This window comes from Canicola haemoglobinophilus, assembly GCF_002015075.1.
GTDB classification, from domain to species: domain Bacteria; phylum Pseudomonadota; class Gammaproteobacteria; order Enterobacterales; family Pasteurellaceae; genus Canicola; species Canicola haemoglobinophilus.
The window spans coordinates 129,392-142,942 of record NZ_MUXZ01000008.1 but is presented as its reverse complement, the minus strand read 5'-3'; the positions used below and the strand labels follow the sequence as shown (position 1 = coordinate 142,942).

At 37.1% G+C, this 13,551-nt stretch carries 14 protein-coding genes; 6 read left to right on the top strand and 8 right to left on the bottom strand.

Annotated features, from left to right (window positions below; genetic code table 11):
* Window positions 1-43: 43 nt before the first annotated feature.
* Window positions 44-949: a 1,4-dihydroxy-2-naphthoate polyprenyltransferase gene (locus B0186_RS03505; protein ID WP_078218012.1), complete on the top strand. Its 906-nt coding sequence runs from the start codon at window positions 44-46 to the stop codon at window positions 947-949.
* A 49-nt stretch (window positions 950-998) separates the two neighbouring features.
* Entirely contained in the window at window positions 999-1,502 is a 504-nt protein-coding gene (gene rraA / locus B0186_RS03500; RefSeq protein WP_078218011.1) for a ribonuclease E activity regulator RraA, read from the top strand.
* Between the two features lie 175 nt (window positions 1,503-1,677).
* Here the strand turns inward: rraA and ftsY are convergent, their stop codons facing one another.
* On the bottom strand, window positions 1,678-3,039 hold the full coding sequence (ftsY, locus tag B0186_RS03495) for a signal recognition particle-docking protein FtsY (RefSeq protein WP_078218010.1): 1,362 nt from the start codon (window positions 3,037-3,039) through the stop codon (window positions 1,678-1,680).
* Window positions 3,040-3,101: 62 nt separating this feature from the next.
* Between ftsY and rsmD the strand changes: the two genes are divergently transcribed.
* Entirely contained in the window at window positions 3,102-3,704 is a 603-nt protein-coding gene (rsmD, locus tag B0186_RS03490) for a 16S rRNA (guanine(966)-N(2))-methyltransferase RsmD (protein WP_078218009.1), read from the top strand.
* On the opposite strand, the gene dprA is transcribed toward rsmD, so the two are convergent.
* On the bottom strand, window positions 3,687-4,793 hold the full coding sequence (dprA, locus tag B0186_RS03485; protein ID WP_078218008.1) for a DNA-processing protein DprA: 1,107 nt from the start codon (window positions 4,791-4,793) through the stop codon (window positions 3,687-3,689). The two genes, rsmD and dprA, sit on opposite strands and share 18 nt — an antisense overlap.
* A 217-nt stretch (window positions 4,794-5,010) precedes the next feature.
* Between dprA and tsaD the strand changes: the two genes are divergently transcribed.
* Genes tsaD through B0186_RS03470 form a run of 3 tightly spaced genes read left to right on the top strand, consistent with a single transcriptional unit; the run spans window position 5,011 to window position 6,866 of the window.
* Entirely contained in the window at window positions 5,011-6,039 is a 1,029-nt protein-coding gene (gene tsaD, locus B0186_RS03480) for a tRNA (adenosine(37)-N6)-threonylcarbamoyltransferase complex transferase subunit TsaD (RefSeq protein ID WP_078218007.1), read from the top strand.
* 9 nt (window positions 6,040-6,048) lie between these two features.
* Window positions 6,049-6,282 carry a hypothetical protein gene (locus tag B0186_RS03475; protein ID WP_078218006.1) on the top strand — a complete coding sequence of 78 codons (234 nt, stop codon included), beginning with the start codon at window positions 6,049-6,051 and terminating at the stop codon, window positions 6,280-6,282.
* Window positions 6,282-6,866 carry a thymidine kinase gene (locus B0186_RS03470; protein WP_078218005.1) on the top strand — a complete coding sequence of 195 codons (585 nt, stop codon included), beginning with the start codon at window positions 6,282-6,284 and terminating at the stop codon, window positions 6,864-6,866. Before B0186_RS03475 ends, B0186_RS03470 begins: the two co-directional genes overlap by 1 nt.
* A gap of 66 nt (window positions 6,867-6,932) precedes the next feature.
* Here B0186_RS03470 and pheA read toward each other — a convergent pair whose 3' ends face one another.
* The 6 genes from pheA to B0186_RS03440 all read right to left on the bottom strand — a co-directional run bounded on the left by pheA (window position 6,933) and on the right by B0186_RS03440 (window position 13,537).
* Window positions 6,933-8,090 carry a prephenate dehydratase gene (gene pheA / locus B0186_RS03465; RefSeq protein WP_078218004.1) on the bottom strand — a complete coding sequence of 386 codons (1,158 nt, stop codon included), beginning with the start codon at window positions 8,088-8,090 and terminating at the stop codon, window positions 6,933-6,935.
* Window positions 8,091-8,216: 126 nt separating this feature from the next.
* Window positions 8,217-9,134: a UDP-3-O-acyl-N-acetylglucosamine deacetylase gene (gene lpxC, locus B0186_RS03460; protein ID WP_078218003.1), complete on the bottom strand. Its 918-nt coding sequence runs from the start codon at window positions 9,132-9,134 to the stop codon at window positions 8,217-8,219.
* 39 nt (window positions 9,135-9,173) lie between these two features.
* Window positions 9,174-10,451 carry a cell division protein FtsZ gene (ftsZ, locus tag B0186_RS03455; protein ID WP_078218002.1) on the bottom strand — a complete coding sequence of 426 codons (1,278 nt, stop codon included), beginning with the start codon at window positions 10,449-10,451 and terminating at the stop codon, window positions 9,174-9,176.
* An 83-nt stretch (window positions 10,452-10,534) separates the two neighbouring features.
* Window positions 10,535-11,806 (bottom strand): cell division protein FtsA, encoded by a 1,272-nt coding sequence (gene ftsA, locus B0186_RS03450; protein WP_078218001.1) that lies wholly within the window; start codon window positions 11,804-11,806, stop codon window positions 10,535-10,537.
* A gap of 30 nt (window positions 11,807-11,836) precedes the next feature.
* Entirely contained in the window at window positions 11,837-12,610 is a 774-nt protein-coding gene (locus B0186_RS03445) for a cell division protein FtsQ/DivIB (protein ID WP_078218000.1), read from the bottom strand.
* Window positions 12,611-13,537, bottom strand: a complete 927-nt coding sequence (locus B0186_RS03440) for a D-alanine--D-alanine ligase (protein ID WP_078217999.1) — start codon at window positions 13,535-13,537, stop codon at window positions 12,611-12,613. It lies immediately after the preceding gene.
* Between the last annotated feature and the right edge of the window lie 14 nt (window positions 13,538-13,551).

Below are 13,551 nucleotides of genomic sequence, written 5' to 3'. Positions count from 1 at the left end.
GGGCATAAATTGTATTTTCTGTATCAATTATAATGTGGATATTATGACAAATAATAGCGTTAAAATGTGGTTTGAAACAGCTAGACCCAAAACTTTACCTTTGGCGGCAGCCTCAATTATTACAGGCTCAGCATTAGCTTATTGGTCGCAACAATTTAGTTGGACAACAACTTTACTTTGTTTATTAACTACTTTGCTATTACAAATCTTATCCAATTTTGCCAATGATTATGGTGATCACCAAAAAGGCTCGGACACACAAGAGCGAATTGGTCCTTTGCGTGCTATTCAACAAGGTGCAATCAATGTCAAACAATTAAAACAAGGACTTATTCTTGTTGTATTTTTGAGCTTAATTTCTGGCGGATTACTCATCATCAGCGCTTACCAAACTATCAGCGATGTAATTGCGTTTGCTCTTTTAGGACTACTCGCTATTCTTGCTGCTATTACTTATACCGTTGGCACAAAACCCTATGGCTACTTGGGTTTAGGCGATATATCTGTGCTTATTTTCTTTGGCTTGTTAGGTGTAGGCGGTACTTACTATTTACAAACTCATCAACTGAATTGGCTTATTTTTCTACCAGCTATTGCAACGGGATTATTGGCAACTGCGGTATTAAATATCAATAATTTGCGGGATATTGAGCAAGATCGAAAAGCTGGGAAAAATACCCTTGTAGTACGTTTAGGCGCTGAAAATGCGCGTATTTATCATTGTATTCTCTTAGCGACTAGTGCACTAAGCTACATTATTTTTACTTTTTACACATTTACTCATTGGTCCAATTTCCTCTTTATCCTTGCTTTTCCATTGCTGATTAAACATGCATATTTTGTTTATCAAAATAAAGATCCGCTAAATTTACGTCCAATGCTTGCACAAATGTCCTTACTTGCTTTGCTCACTAATCTATTATTTAGTTTGGGCTTGCTTGTAAACTAAGATTGGTTATACTTAGCCACTAATGTCTAAAATATAGAAGGGAAATCCTATGTATATTGATACTTCTGAACTTTGCGATATTTATCTTGATCAAATTGATGTTGTTGAGCCTATTTTTTCTAGCTTTGGCGGCAAAAGCGCCTTCTTTGGAAAAATTACCACGATCAAATGCTTTGAAAACAATGGATTAATCAGTGAAACACTAGAAGAAAATGGAGAAGGTCGAGTACTATTAATTGACGGTGGTGGTGCAGTTCGCCGCGCATTAATTGATGCAGATTTAGCACAATTAGCTGCTGATAACGGCTGGGAAGGCATTATTGTATATGGTGCTGTTCGTCAATTACAACAATTAGAAAATATAGATATTGGTATTCAAGCTCTTGCACCAATCCCTGTTGGTGCCGACGAACAAACTATTGGCGAAACTGATGTTCCTGTTAATTTTGGCGGTGTAACCTTCTTCCCAGAAGATTATGTTTATGCTGATCTAACAGGTATTATCCTTTCTCAAGAACCTTTAGATTTAGAAGATTTTGATACTAACGAATAAATTACATTTTTCTAAACAGGCTAAAGCTGTGCTCTCTAAGTTATTAAGGCACAGCTTTTTTATTTCCAGCATCTATCTTTCTAACAAGAATAAGACAAAAAGAAAAAGCTATGTTCAATACAATATCAAACATAGCTTTTAGACTTATGATTAAATCCTAATTACTTGCGCAAGTCTATTTTTCCTCTTGCACAAAAAGCGCATCAATGAATTCATCCGCTTGGAATGGGCGTAAATCATCAATTTTCTCACCAACACCAATATAGCGAATTGGTAGATTAAATTGATCAGCAATGGCAAAAATAACACCGCCCTTTGCAGTTCCATCTAACTTGGTTAAGCTAATACCTGTCAATCCCACAGCCTCATTGAATAATTTTGCTTGGCTAATAGCATTTTGCCCTGTTCCAGCATCAAGTGTGAGCATAATTTCATGAGGTGCCGTTTCATCATATTTCTTCATCACTCGCACAATTTTTTTCAACTCGTCCATAAGGTTATTTTTATTTTGCAAGCGTCCAGCTGTATCAGCAATAAGTACATCAATATTACGAGCAGCAGCGGATTGCATTGCATCAAAAATAACAGACGCCGAATCTGAACCTGTGCTTTGTGCAATCACAGGAATATTATTGCGCTCACCCCAAACTTGCAGTTGCTCAACCGCAGCCGCACGGAATGTATCTCCAGCCGCCAACATCACCGATTTACCTTGTGCTTGGAATTGATGTGCTAATTTACCAATGGTTGTGGTTTTTCCAACCCCGTTTACGCCTACCATTAAAATCACATAAGGTTTTTTACTGCTATCCAGCTGTAAAGGTTGTTCTACAGGTTTAAGAATATCCGCCAATTCTACTTTTAGTTGTTGGTAAAGTAAGTCCGCATCTTGCAATTGCTTGCGGCTTGCGTGCTGAGTTAAGTTATTGATGATTTTTGTGGTTGTAGATACGCCAATATCTGCAATCAGCAATTGTTCTTCTAATTCTTCAAATAACTCATCATCAATTTTCTTACCTAAAAATAGACTACGAAACCCCGTACCAATATTTTGTTTTGTTTTTAATAGCCCTTTCACTAAACGGCTAAAAAAACCACCTTCGCTTGGTTTTTCTTGTTCTTGAACGACAGTTTTTGGAATTTCATTAATCTCTGCATCTTCTTGTTGTTCGGCAGAAATTTCATTTTCAAGAGACTGTTCATTGGCTTCTTCCACAGAAATTTCTATTGTTTCTTCTTCAGAAACCTCTGAGATTTCAACCGCACTTTCTGTTTCTTGCGTTGTATCTTCTGTATGCTCTAGTTCATGAGCAAGCTCTTCTATCACTTCCTCATTTGAAACAGTCTCAACTGAACTTGATAGCGTTTCTTCAATATGTGGTTCTGGACTTTCTATCTCTGGCTCAACATCTAAAAACGCTTGTTCAGCAATAACTTGCTCTTGTGGTTCTGGCAGGGAATTAATTTGTGTTTCTTCTTTTTTCTTTCCTAATCCTAACCAAGACCAAAATCCACCTTTTTTCTTTTCTTCTGACATAAATGACTCATTTTTCTGTTAAAATCGCAAAACGGCGTTTAGTTTATCATAATTAATTTTTAATGAAAAAAAATCAAAGACATAGTGCACAAGAGAAAAACAAAGGCGAAGTTAGAATTATTGCAGGGCTTTGGCGTGGCAGAAAATTACCTGTGTTAAATTCTGAAGGCTTACGACCAACAGGTGATCGTGTAAAAGAAACCTTATTTAATTGGCTGATGCCTTATATTGTTGACGCTCGTTGTTTAGACTGTTTTGCGGGCAGTGGTTCTCTTGGTTTTGAGGCGCTTTCACGCCAAGCTAAAGCTGTGACATTTCTTGAATTAGATAAAACTATTGCTAGCCAGCTCAATAAAAATTTAACGACATTAAAATGCACAAATGCACAGGTTATTAACCAAAATACGTTGACTTATCTAAATCAAGCGCAAAACACACCGCACTTTGATGTGGTATTTATTGATCCCCCTTTTCATTTTAATCTTGCTGAACAGACAATTCATTTGTTAGCACAACATAATTGGCTCCATAATGACGCACTTATTTATGTGGAAACAGAGCGAGAAAAGTTGCTAACAGTGCCTAATAATTGGCAATTATTAAAAGAAAAAACCACTGGGCAAGTAAGCTATCGTTTATATCAAAATTTAGGTTCGTCGATATAATCCTTGATCGGCAATCACTAAATCTTGTAGTTCAAGTTCTAACAGCTGTATTAACAAGGTATCTACACTTAACCCGCTTTTTTCCGACAATTCATCAAGTCCTACAGGTGTATAACCGATATGTGCATAAAGTTCGGGGTAAGTTGGCGTAGCGGGTATCTTATAAGCTGGCGGAAATTGGCTTTCAATTTGTTTTAATGTCAGTTGACGTTCGTAATGAGTAAAAGGCGACAAATTTTCCACAATATCTGCCACATTCTCTACTAGCCAAGCGCCATCTTTTATTAACTTATGACAACCTTGGCTATACTCATTTTGAATTTGTCCCGGTAGGGCAAAAACCTCTCGGTTTTGTTCTAACGCACAACGTGCCGTAATAAGTGAACCGCTCTTTTCTGTTGCTTCGATAACTAAAACACCTTTCGACAAACCGCTAATAATACGATTACGTTGCGGAAAATGCTGAGGTTTTGGCGGCTGATGTGGTAAAAATTCTGAAACTAATGCGCCACCACAATCAATCATTTGTTGTGCTAATTTTTTGTGTTGTTTTGGATATAATTCTTCCAAGCCACCACCTAATACGCCAATAGTTTTTCCCTGAATATCGACAACCGCTTGATGACAAAAACCATCAATACCTAAAGCTAATCCACTCGTTACCACAAAGCCTGCAAGTGATAGTTCTGTTGCGAAATATTTCGCCCAATACTCACCGTAATGGGAACATTGTCGGCTACCAACAATCGCCACTTGTTGTTGCGCCAGTATGTCAGGATTTCCCTTGATAAATAACAGAGGCGGTGCACCTATGGTTTGCTTTAATAAATAAGGATAATTATCTTGATAGAAATTAAGCAGATGATGACCTTTTTTACTTGCCCAAAATAATGCAGGCTCAATATATCTAGGATCTGGGTGAAACCATTTATTTATCTGCTCTGGTTTCCAGCCCAAATAATGAAACTCGGCATCATCATAATCTTCTAATATTTGTAAGTCGATTTGCGATAAAAGCTGAGTAATGCCTGAAGCTCCCAATTTGGGCACTTGTAACAGGCGTAATAACAATTCATTCTGATTATTCATATATTTCCTGTTGTCCGCTGATTAAATAGATAAAGCTTAATACGCCGGACAGCAATTTAGAGGACAAGGAAACGCATTTTGTGAACTCAGTCGAGAAAATAAAAAAATTCTAAAAAAATACCGCACTTTTTCTTATAACAAATCAATGCCCTAGTTTAATCTCAGTAAAAAAGGTAAAATCTACGCCACTAAAAATCTAATCAAGAAGAGAAATAACATGCGTATTCTAGGCATAGAAACATCTTGTGATGAAACAGGAGTTGCCATTTACGATGAAGAAAAAGGGCTGATTGCCAATCAGCTTTATACACAAATTGCCTTACATGCTGATTACGGTGGCGTTGTGCCTGAATTAGCATCTCGTGATCATATTCGCAAAACGACGCCATTAATCCAAGCCGCTTTACAACAAGCAGGCTTACAAGCAGAAGATATTGATGGTATTGCTTACACTTGTGGACCGGGCTTAGTTGGCGCCCTTTTAGTCGGCTCAACTATTGCGCGCTCCCTTGCTTATGCTTGGAATATTCCAGCAATTGGCGTACACCACATGGAAGGGCATTTACTTGCGCCTATGTTAGAAGACAATCCTCCACAATTTCCTTTTGTTGCGCTATTAGTATCTGGTGGGCATACTCAGCTGGTGCGAGTAGATGGCGTGGGACAATATGAATTATTGGGTGAAAGTATTGATGATGCTGCTGGGGAAGCATTTGATAAAACAGCCAAATTATTAGGCTTAGATTATCCCGGTGGCGCAGCACTTTCTCGTTTAGCAGAACAAGGCAATCTGGAACGCTTTGTTTTCCCTCGTCCAATGACTGATCGTCCTGGGTTAGATTTCAGTTTTTCAGGACTAAAAACCTTTGCCGCTAACACTATTAACCAAGCAATTAAGCAAGAAGGCGAGCTGACCGAGCAAACCAAAGCAGACATCGCCTATGCTTTCCAACAAGCTGTAGTTGATACTTTAGCTATTAAATGTCGCAGAGCTCTAAAGGAAACAGGCTTTAAACGTTTAGTCATTGCTGGTGGTGTGAGTGCCAATAAACAATTACGCCAATCTTTAGCGGGAATGATGCAACAATTAAAAGGAGAGGTTTTTTATCCACAACCTCAATTTTGTACAGATAACGGCGCAATGATTGCGTACACCGGATTTTTACGTCTAAAACAAGGCGAACATTCCCCTTTAGAAATTGAGGTTAAGCCTCGTTGGGCGATGACTGAACTTAATGCAATTTAGGATAACAAAATGGAGAAAATCAGACTTCAAGCTATGAGAGCAGCAGGAATAACTTGTTTTATAGTATTAGCATTAATTGGCATTATGGCATTTGTTTTGCCTAGCCAAACACTAATTGATTATCTTACTTTTATCGGTGAATTAGTAGGGCAAGGAACAACTGTTGGTGTATTTATTGTTGCCGCACTACCACCTTTAAGTGGAGCAATGATGTATTATTTCTGGCGCTGGGTATTAAAATAATGGCTAAACTTTATTTTTATTATTCCACTATGAATGCAGGTAAATCTACTACGTTATTACAATCGGATTATAACTACCGTGAGCGTGATATGAATACGCTGATTTATACCGCTGCTATTGATGACCGTTTTGGTGCTGGTAAAGTGAGCTCACGCATTGGTATTCATAAGGAAGCCAATTTATTTCACAAAGATACAGATCTTTTTGCTGAAATAGCACAGCATACTGAACAACAAAAATTACATTGTATTTTAGTTGATGAAGCGCAATTTCTTACCAAAGCACAAGTTTATCAGCTGAGTAATGTTGTAGATGAACTTAATATCCCCGTATTATGCTATGGACTTCGTACAGACTTTCAAGCTGAATTATTTGAAGGCAGTAAATATCTGCTAGCTTGGGCAGATCAATTGGAAGAGCTGAAAACCATTTGCCATTGTGGACGAAAAGCTAATTTTGTTTTACGTTTAAATGAACAAGGTAAAGTTGTGAAAGATGGCGAACAAATTCAAATAGGTGGAAATGATAGTTATCTATCAGTATGTCGATTGCATTTTAAGGAAATGATGAATTCTGATGCATAGTCTTTGCTAAACTTGAATAATAAGTGTAATGGACAAAATATAGGATTTTTGTCCATTACATCACTGTCACACCTCTACAGGCTTTATAATTTCACTAGGATAACAACCTAGAATTTTTAAGTAATTACTAAACTCTTGTAGTTCTACAAAAGCTTGCTGAGTGATAGGATTGTTTATATTAGCCTCAATTTCCAAATAGAACATTTCTTCCCATGGTTTACCATAAATTGGGCGAGACTCTAACTTTGTCATGTTGATATTATATTTTTTAAAGACTAATAAGGCATCAACCAACGCCCCAGCCTTTTGTTCTGTGCTCATTAATAGCAATGTTTTCGTATGAATTTGTGGTGATACTGCAATCGGATTTTTTGCAATCACAATAAATCTCGTGATGTTATTTTCTTGATTGGCTATATCAGACTTTAATACTCTTAAGCCATACAAATTACCACCATCTTCATTACCTAAAGCAGCAATATTTGGTTTATTTAAGCTGGCGACAATCTGCATTGCGTGTGAACTACTTTCACAATATTCAATATGAACTCTCTCTAATGTACGAATAAACTGGCTGCACTGCTGAATAACTTGCGGATGGCTATATAAAGTATCAATCTTATCTAAATCATCTTGAGCATTTACTAGAACACAGTGTTTAATCGGATATGCCAACTCACCTACTAGAGAAAGATCCGTATGTTGCAATAAATCATACACTTCATTTATCGCCCCAGAAGTTGTATTTTCTAAGGGTAAAACTCCATAATTCGCTTCGCCATTCTGTACTTTGGTAAATACATCCTCAAATGAGTCACAACTTAACTCAATCAATTGCTCTTGATAACGAGTTGCGTAATTTCTTGCTGCTAAATGAGAGTACGAACCTCTTTTCCCTAAAAAAGCAATATGGATATTTTGTTCTCTTTGCTCATTTAATTTTTTCTGCAAATATACTTGTTGTGTGAGTACGGAATCCTCGATTATTTTTTGGAAAATCTGGGTAATATATTGTGGCTCTAACTGATAATTTTCATTTTCCGCAAATTGCACTAACTCTTTCAATAATTGCTGTTCACGTTCCACATCACGCAAAGCTTTTTGCGTAATTTCTTTACTACGCACCACATCAAATGCTAAGCGATGGCGCTCTGACAGTAGCTTTAATAAACTGCGGTCAATTTGAGTAATTTGTTGGCGAATTTCAGTTAAATCTAACGACATATGAAGTTCCTATAATGACTTAAATATTTTTCTAAGTAGGTAAGCAATATGGCACAAGTAGAAAATTATAGCTATAAAAAAAGCTATACTTCACTAGAAATATAGCTTTTTATTTTATATTTTAATTTAGATAAAAACTTGTGCTGGAGAAACGTAGCCTTGTGGGATCTCTTCTTTATCTTCAAAGCTAACGAATTCCCATGCGTCTTGGTGTTCAAGTAAGGCTCTTAACAGTTTATTATTTAAACCATGTCCTGACTTATAAGCTTTGAAATCCCCGATGATGTTATAACCGCACATATAAAGATCACCAATGGCATCAAGCATTTTATGACGAACTAGCTCATCTTTAAAGCGCAAACCGTCTTCATTTAAGATGCGGTAATCATCTAAAACGATAGCGTTATCTAAACTTCCGCCAAGGGCAAGACCTTGAGATTGTAAATATTCAATGTCTTTCATGAAACCAAAAGTTCTTGCTCGGCTAATTTGCTGCACAAAAGCTTGAGCTGAAAAATCCATCACGTAATTACGCACATCTTTGCTGATCGCTGGATGTTCAAAATCAATTGTGAAATTTAAACGGAAACCATCATAAGGTTTAAATTCAGCCCATTTATCACCATCTTCTACACGAATTGTTTTTTTAACACGAATAAATTTCTTCGCTGCATTTTGTTCTTCAATACCAGCATCTAATAACAAATAAATAAATGGACTCGCACTTCCATCCATAATTGGAATTTCTGGCGCATCTACTTCAATAATAATATTATCAATACCTAATCCAGCTAAAGCTGCGTTTAAATGCTCAACAGTAGAGATACGAACACCTTCCTCATTAATTAAGCACGTGCAAAGCATAGTATCACGTACAGCATTGGCATTTGCTGGAAAAGTGACTGGAGGATTAACATCTGTTCGGCAATATATCACACCAGTATTTGGCATAGCTGGGCGTAAAGTCAATGTCACTTTATTCCCACTATGTAGTCCCACACCTGTCACTTTTATACTTTGTTTTAATGTTCTTTGTCTAATCATCTTTTTTTGACCTTATTGTTAAACAACAAGATAAATTTATTAATCACGAGAGAAACTTGTAGGATCTATAGTTTTAAAGTCCCTTAATCTATCAGTAATTGGGGTATCTAAAATATTTGTTTTATTTTTATCTTCAGCTACAAAACGAGGGTTTGAATTATTCACTGCTAGTTTATTAGACGTTTCCTGATTTCCTAATGGAGATGTTGGCACAATTTGAACATCTTGTTTCTCAGGATCACCAATTCCTGTTGCCACAATTGTTACTCGAATTTCATTTTCCATTTCGGGAATATATGTTGTGCCTACAACCACAGTTGCTTCTTCCGAAGCAAATGAGCGAATAGTTTCTCCTACAATTGTAAACTCTTCTAAACCTAAATCAGCACCACCAGTTACGTTAACTAAAACGCCTCTTGCCCCTGATAAATCAACATCTTCTAATAATGGACTTGCAACTGCCTCTTGAGCTGCTTTTTCAGCTCGCCCATCCGCTGGAGTACCTTGACACACGCCAGATCCCATCATCGCACGCCCCATTTCAGACATGACTGTGCGAACGTCAGCAAAGTCCACATTAATCAAACCTGGTGAGGTTATCATATCTGAAATACCAGTAACGGCATTGCGTAAAATATCATTTGCGGCAGCAAAAGCATTCAGTAAGCTAATATTTTTACCTAATACTTTTAATAATTTTTCATTAGGAATGATAATAAGGGAATCTACATATTTAGATAGCTCTTTAATCCCTAATTCAGCAAAATGCATGCGTTTTCTACCTTCAAAAGAGAATGGTTTTGTCACAACTGCAACTGTAAGAATATTCAACTCTTTTGCGATCTGAGCAACAACTGGAGCTGCGCCAGTTCCTGTACCGCCGCCCATACCAGCTGCAATAAAGACCATGTCTGCGCCCTTTAACATAGCTTCGATAGATTCACGATTTTCTTCAGCTGCTTTGCGACCAACGTTTGGATTAGCTCCAGCCCCTAGCCCTTTTGTTATTTGCTGGCCGATTTGCACTGTTTCTCGAACTTTGCTTTTACGCAACGCTTGAGCATCCGTATTTACTGCATAGAAAAGAATTTTTCCATGACTATCATTAACGTTGTTAAGATCATTAATCTCTAGAAATTCTAATTCATTCTTCTCTAGACGCGCTAATTCATCAACACCTAATGTGTCACCAATATCATTATTAATCATATTGGAAACCATGTGGTTCACTGCATTACCGCCACCACCACCGACACCAACGACCTTGATAACCGCGCCAGAGCTCATATCATCGTAATCAACAACTGGTTCAAACATATTTATTCTCCGTAAATGCTAATCCTAACCTAGCATCAATAAAAACCTAAATTCTGACTATTGTAGATTAAAAAATCAAATTCTCAAAACTCTGACCGCACTTTATTTATAACTTTCTTGCAAATACCCCAAAATTTCTTACCAACTCCGTCAGTTTCAGTGCCATCATCAGATAAAATATCCTCAAGCTCATTATTATGATGCAATAAACCAACAACAGTTGAATATTGCGGTTTGTTAACATAATCAGTCAGCCCTGTAATATTTAGCGGACTACCAATCCGAACTTGAGAACCAAAAACTTGGCTTGCACATTCTCTTAGCCCTTCAATTTGAGCACCACCACCAGTAATCACAACACCAGCGATAAGTTCAAATTTCATCTGTTTGCGTTCTAATTCATATTTCAATTGATCTAGTTCAGATTTCACCACACCAAGTAATTCTGTATATCTAGCAGAAGTAATAATAGAAAGATGCTCTTTCCCAATAACTCTCGGAGCTCTACCGCCAATGCTTGCAACCTCAATTTTTTTATCTAAAGGAATTAATGGTGGATTGACCGCACTTCCATAAGAAACCTTGATACTTTCTGCCTCTGCTCTTGAAGTAGCACAAGCATAAGCGATATCATCAGTTACTCTGTTACCTGCATAAGGAATAGTTTTACTAAAACGAATAAATCCATTTGTATAAACTACAATATCCATGGTACCCGCACCAAAATCAATTAAGCAAACGCCTAATTCTTTTTCATCTTCCGTTAGTACAGCTTGAGATGATGCATATCCAGAGTAAACAACTTTATTCACTTTCAACTTACAACGCTCAACTGCTTTCTTCAAATTATTTAGCCAATCTTGATGACAAGCAATTAAATGCGCTTGAGCCGTTAGGCGAACACCTTGCAATCCTAACGGATCTTTTATATTTACTTGTTTATCTACCGCAAACTCTTGAGGAATGACATGTAATAATGACAATCCATCGCCAATACGAACTGAACTAGCAGTATGCATTGCTGCCTCAATTTCATCTTGAGTAACCTCACCTTCAGCAATGGGAACAAATCCATTTTCATTTAAACTTTGAATATGCTCACCTGTAATAGCTAGTGTTACACTAAATATTTGGCTATCTGCAACGGCTTCGGTTGCATCTATTGCACGCTGAATTGAGGTGACTACAGCATTGAGATCGGTAATACTTCCTTTGTCAATACCTTTTGATGGACAACTCCCAGCACCCAAGACATTGACGACACCATCTGGCAATAGTTCACCTACCACTGCAACGACTTTTGAGGTTCCAACCTCTAAACCTACGAATATCTTATCTTCTATAATTCTAGCCATTTTGGTCACTTCACATATTTCAAGTTAAATTCAGTTAGCATCTACTATACCAATAGCAGCACCAACGCCATATCTCAAATCAACATAAGATAGTTTTTTATTCTCTGGTATTTCAATTTGCGGATAAATTGTTACAAAACGATCTAATTTCTCTTGCCATTCTCCACGGCCTAATTTCAATATTACATCATTATCTAATACAATTTGCCAAGAGCCTCGTTCATTAATAGAAACCTTCTTCAAGGTTAAATCCTTTCTCTTTAAATCAAGATAAATTCTATTCCAAGCCTCTAATACCTGATTACTTTTGTTGTTAGGTCCTGCTAAACGAGGTAAATCAGATACCTTCAACTTATTCACTGGCAATTGAAATATCACGCCTTCTGAAGACAGAAACTCAGTATCATTCCAACTAGCAATAGGAGAATACTCTGTTATCCAAATACTTAATCGGTTTGGCCAGATTTTGCGCACAACAGCAGATTTAATCCAAGGAATCAATTCTATTTGCTGTTTGATCAGATTAATATCTTGCCCAAAAAAGCCCTTTAAATCTTCATTCTCTAGCATTGAGGATAAAATCTCACGAATATCATTATCATCCGTGAAATCAGTTGTTCCCACAATTGCAAATGAGTTAATTGGGCCATTATCTAATTTCTCTAGCAATACCTGACGATTAATAAACAACACGCTCAATATTGCAGTAAATAATAACATAAATACCAACTTAATTTTGACAAAGCGAAAGACTTTCCGCTCCTTCATTTTTAAGCTTTCAGTTACTTTATGCTTTATTATCATTTAAAGACTTAGCTCCAAAATTTTAACGACTAATTGCTCAAACGAATAACCAACTGTTGCTGCTGACTTTGGAAATAAACTATGGCTTGTCATTCCTGGATTAGTATTAACTTCGACTAAACGAAAATCACCTTTGCTATCCATCATGACATCAATACGACTCCAACCTCGGCAACCCACAACATCATAAGCTTGTTTAACTAATTGACGGAGCTCTTGTTCACGTTCTTCGCTTAAACCCGACGGACAAAAATATTGCGTATTATCAGAGATGTATTTTGCCTCATAATCATAAAACTCGCCTTCTGGCACAATCTTAATTGAAGGTAAAACTTCATTATCCAGTACAGGTACTGTCAATTCATCTCCAGCAAGCCATTCTTCTATCAACACAGTTTCATCATATTTAAGGGCAAATTCGACCGCACTTTTTAACTCATCAACAGATTTAACTTTCGTTAAACCTACGCTTGAGCCTTCTAAAGAAGGTTTAACCATTAAAGGTAAGCCCAATTTTTCCACGACATTTTGTGGATTTAATTGAGAAAAAGTAGTCCGAGTCACAACTTCCATATCTGCAACAGGTAAACCAAAGGCTTTCCACAACATTTTTGTGCGCATTTTATCCATAGTCAAAGCAGAAGCCATCACACCACAACCGGTATAAGGCAAGCCAATTTGTTCTAACAAGCCTTGCATCGTACCATCTTCTCCTCCACGTCCATGTAAAATATTGAAGGCGCGGTCAAAACCTTGCTCTTTCAAAGTCGCTACTGAACATTCTTTTGGATCAATTGGGTGGGCATCAAAACCTTGGTTGCGTAATGCGTTTAATACGGCGTTTCCTGAGTTTAACGATACTTCACGCTCCGCTGAAGTACCACCTAATAAGACTGCGATTTTTTGTTGTTTTAATGGTTTAGTCATTTTATATCCTACTT

Excerpts from the sequence above, each read along its gene's own strand:
- lpxC (WP_078218003.1), bottom strand. The coding sequence starts at position 9,134 with ATGATTAGACAAAGAACATTAAAACAAAGTATAAAAGTGACAGGTGTG.
- pheA (WP_078218004.1), bottom strand. The coding sequence starts at position 8,090 with ATGTCGTTAGATTTAACTGAAATTCGCCAACAAATTACTCAAATTGAC.
- B0186_RS03440 (WP_078217999.1), bottom strand. The coding sequence starts at position 13,537 with ATGACTAAACCATTAAAACAACAAAAAATCGCAGTCTTATTAGGTGGT.
- dprA (WP_078218008.1), bottom strand. The coding sequence starts at position 4,793 with ATGAATAATCAGAATGAATTGTTATTACGCCTGTTACAAGTGCCCAAA.
- B0186_RS03475 (WP_078218006.1), top strand. The coding sequence starts at position 6,049 with ATGGAGAAAATCAGACTTCAAGCTATGAGAGCAGCAGGAATAACTTGT.
- ftsY (WP_078218010.1), bottom strand. The coding sequence starts at position 3,039 with ATGTCAGAAGAAAAGAAAAAAGGTGGATTTTGGTCTTGGTTAGGATTA.
- rsmD (WP_078218009.1), top strand. The coding sequence starts at position 3,102 with ATGAAAAAAAATCAAAGACATAGTGCACAAGAGAAAAACAAAGGCGAA.
- B0186_RS03445 (WP_078218000.1), bottom strand. The coding sequence starts at position 12,610 with ATGATAATAAAGCATAAAGTAACTGAAAGCTTAAAAATGAAGGAGCGG.
- B0186_RS03505 (WP_078218012.1), top strand. The coding sequence starts at position 44 with ATGACAAATAATAGCGTTAAAATGTGGTTTGAAACAGCTAGACCCAAA.
- rraA (WP_078218011.1), top strand. The coding sequence starts at position 999 with ATGTATATTGATACTTCTGAACTTTGCGATATTTATCTTGATCAAATT.
- tsaD (WP_078218007.1), top strand. The coding sequence starts at position 5,011 with ATGCGTATTCTAGGCATAGAAACATCTTGTGATGAAACAGGAGTTGCC.
- ftsZ (WP_078218002.1), bottom strand. The coding sequence starts at position 10,451 with ATGTTTGAACCAGTTGTTGATTACGATGATATGAGCTCTGGCGCGGTT.
- ftsA (WP_078218001.1), bottom strand. The coding sequence starts at position 11,806 with ATGGCTAGAATTATAGAAGATAAGATATTCGTAGGTTTAGAGGTTGGA.
- B0186_RS03470 (WP_078218005.1), top strand. The coding sequence starts at position 6,282 with ATGGCTAAACTTTATTTTTATTATTCCACTATGAATGCAGGTAAATCT.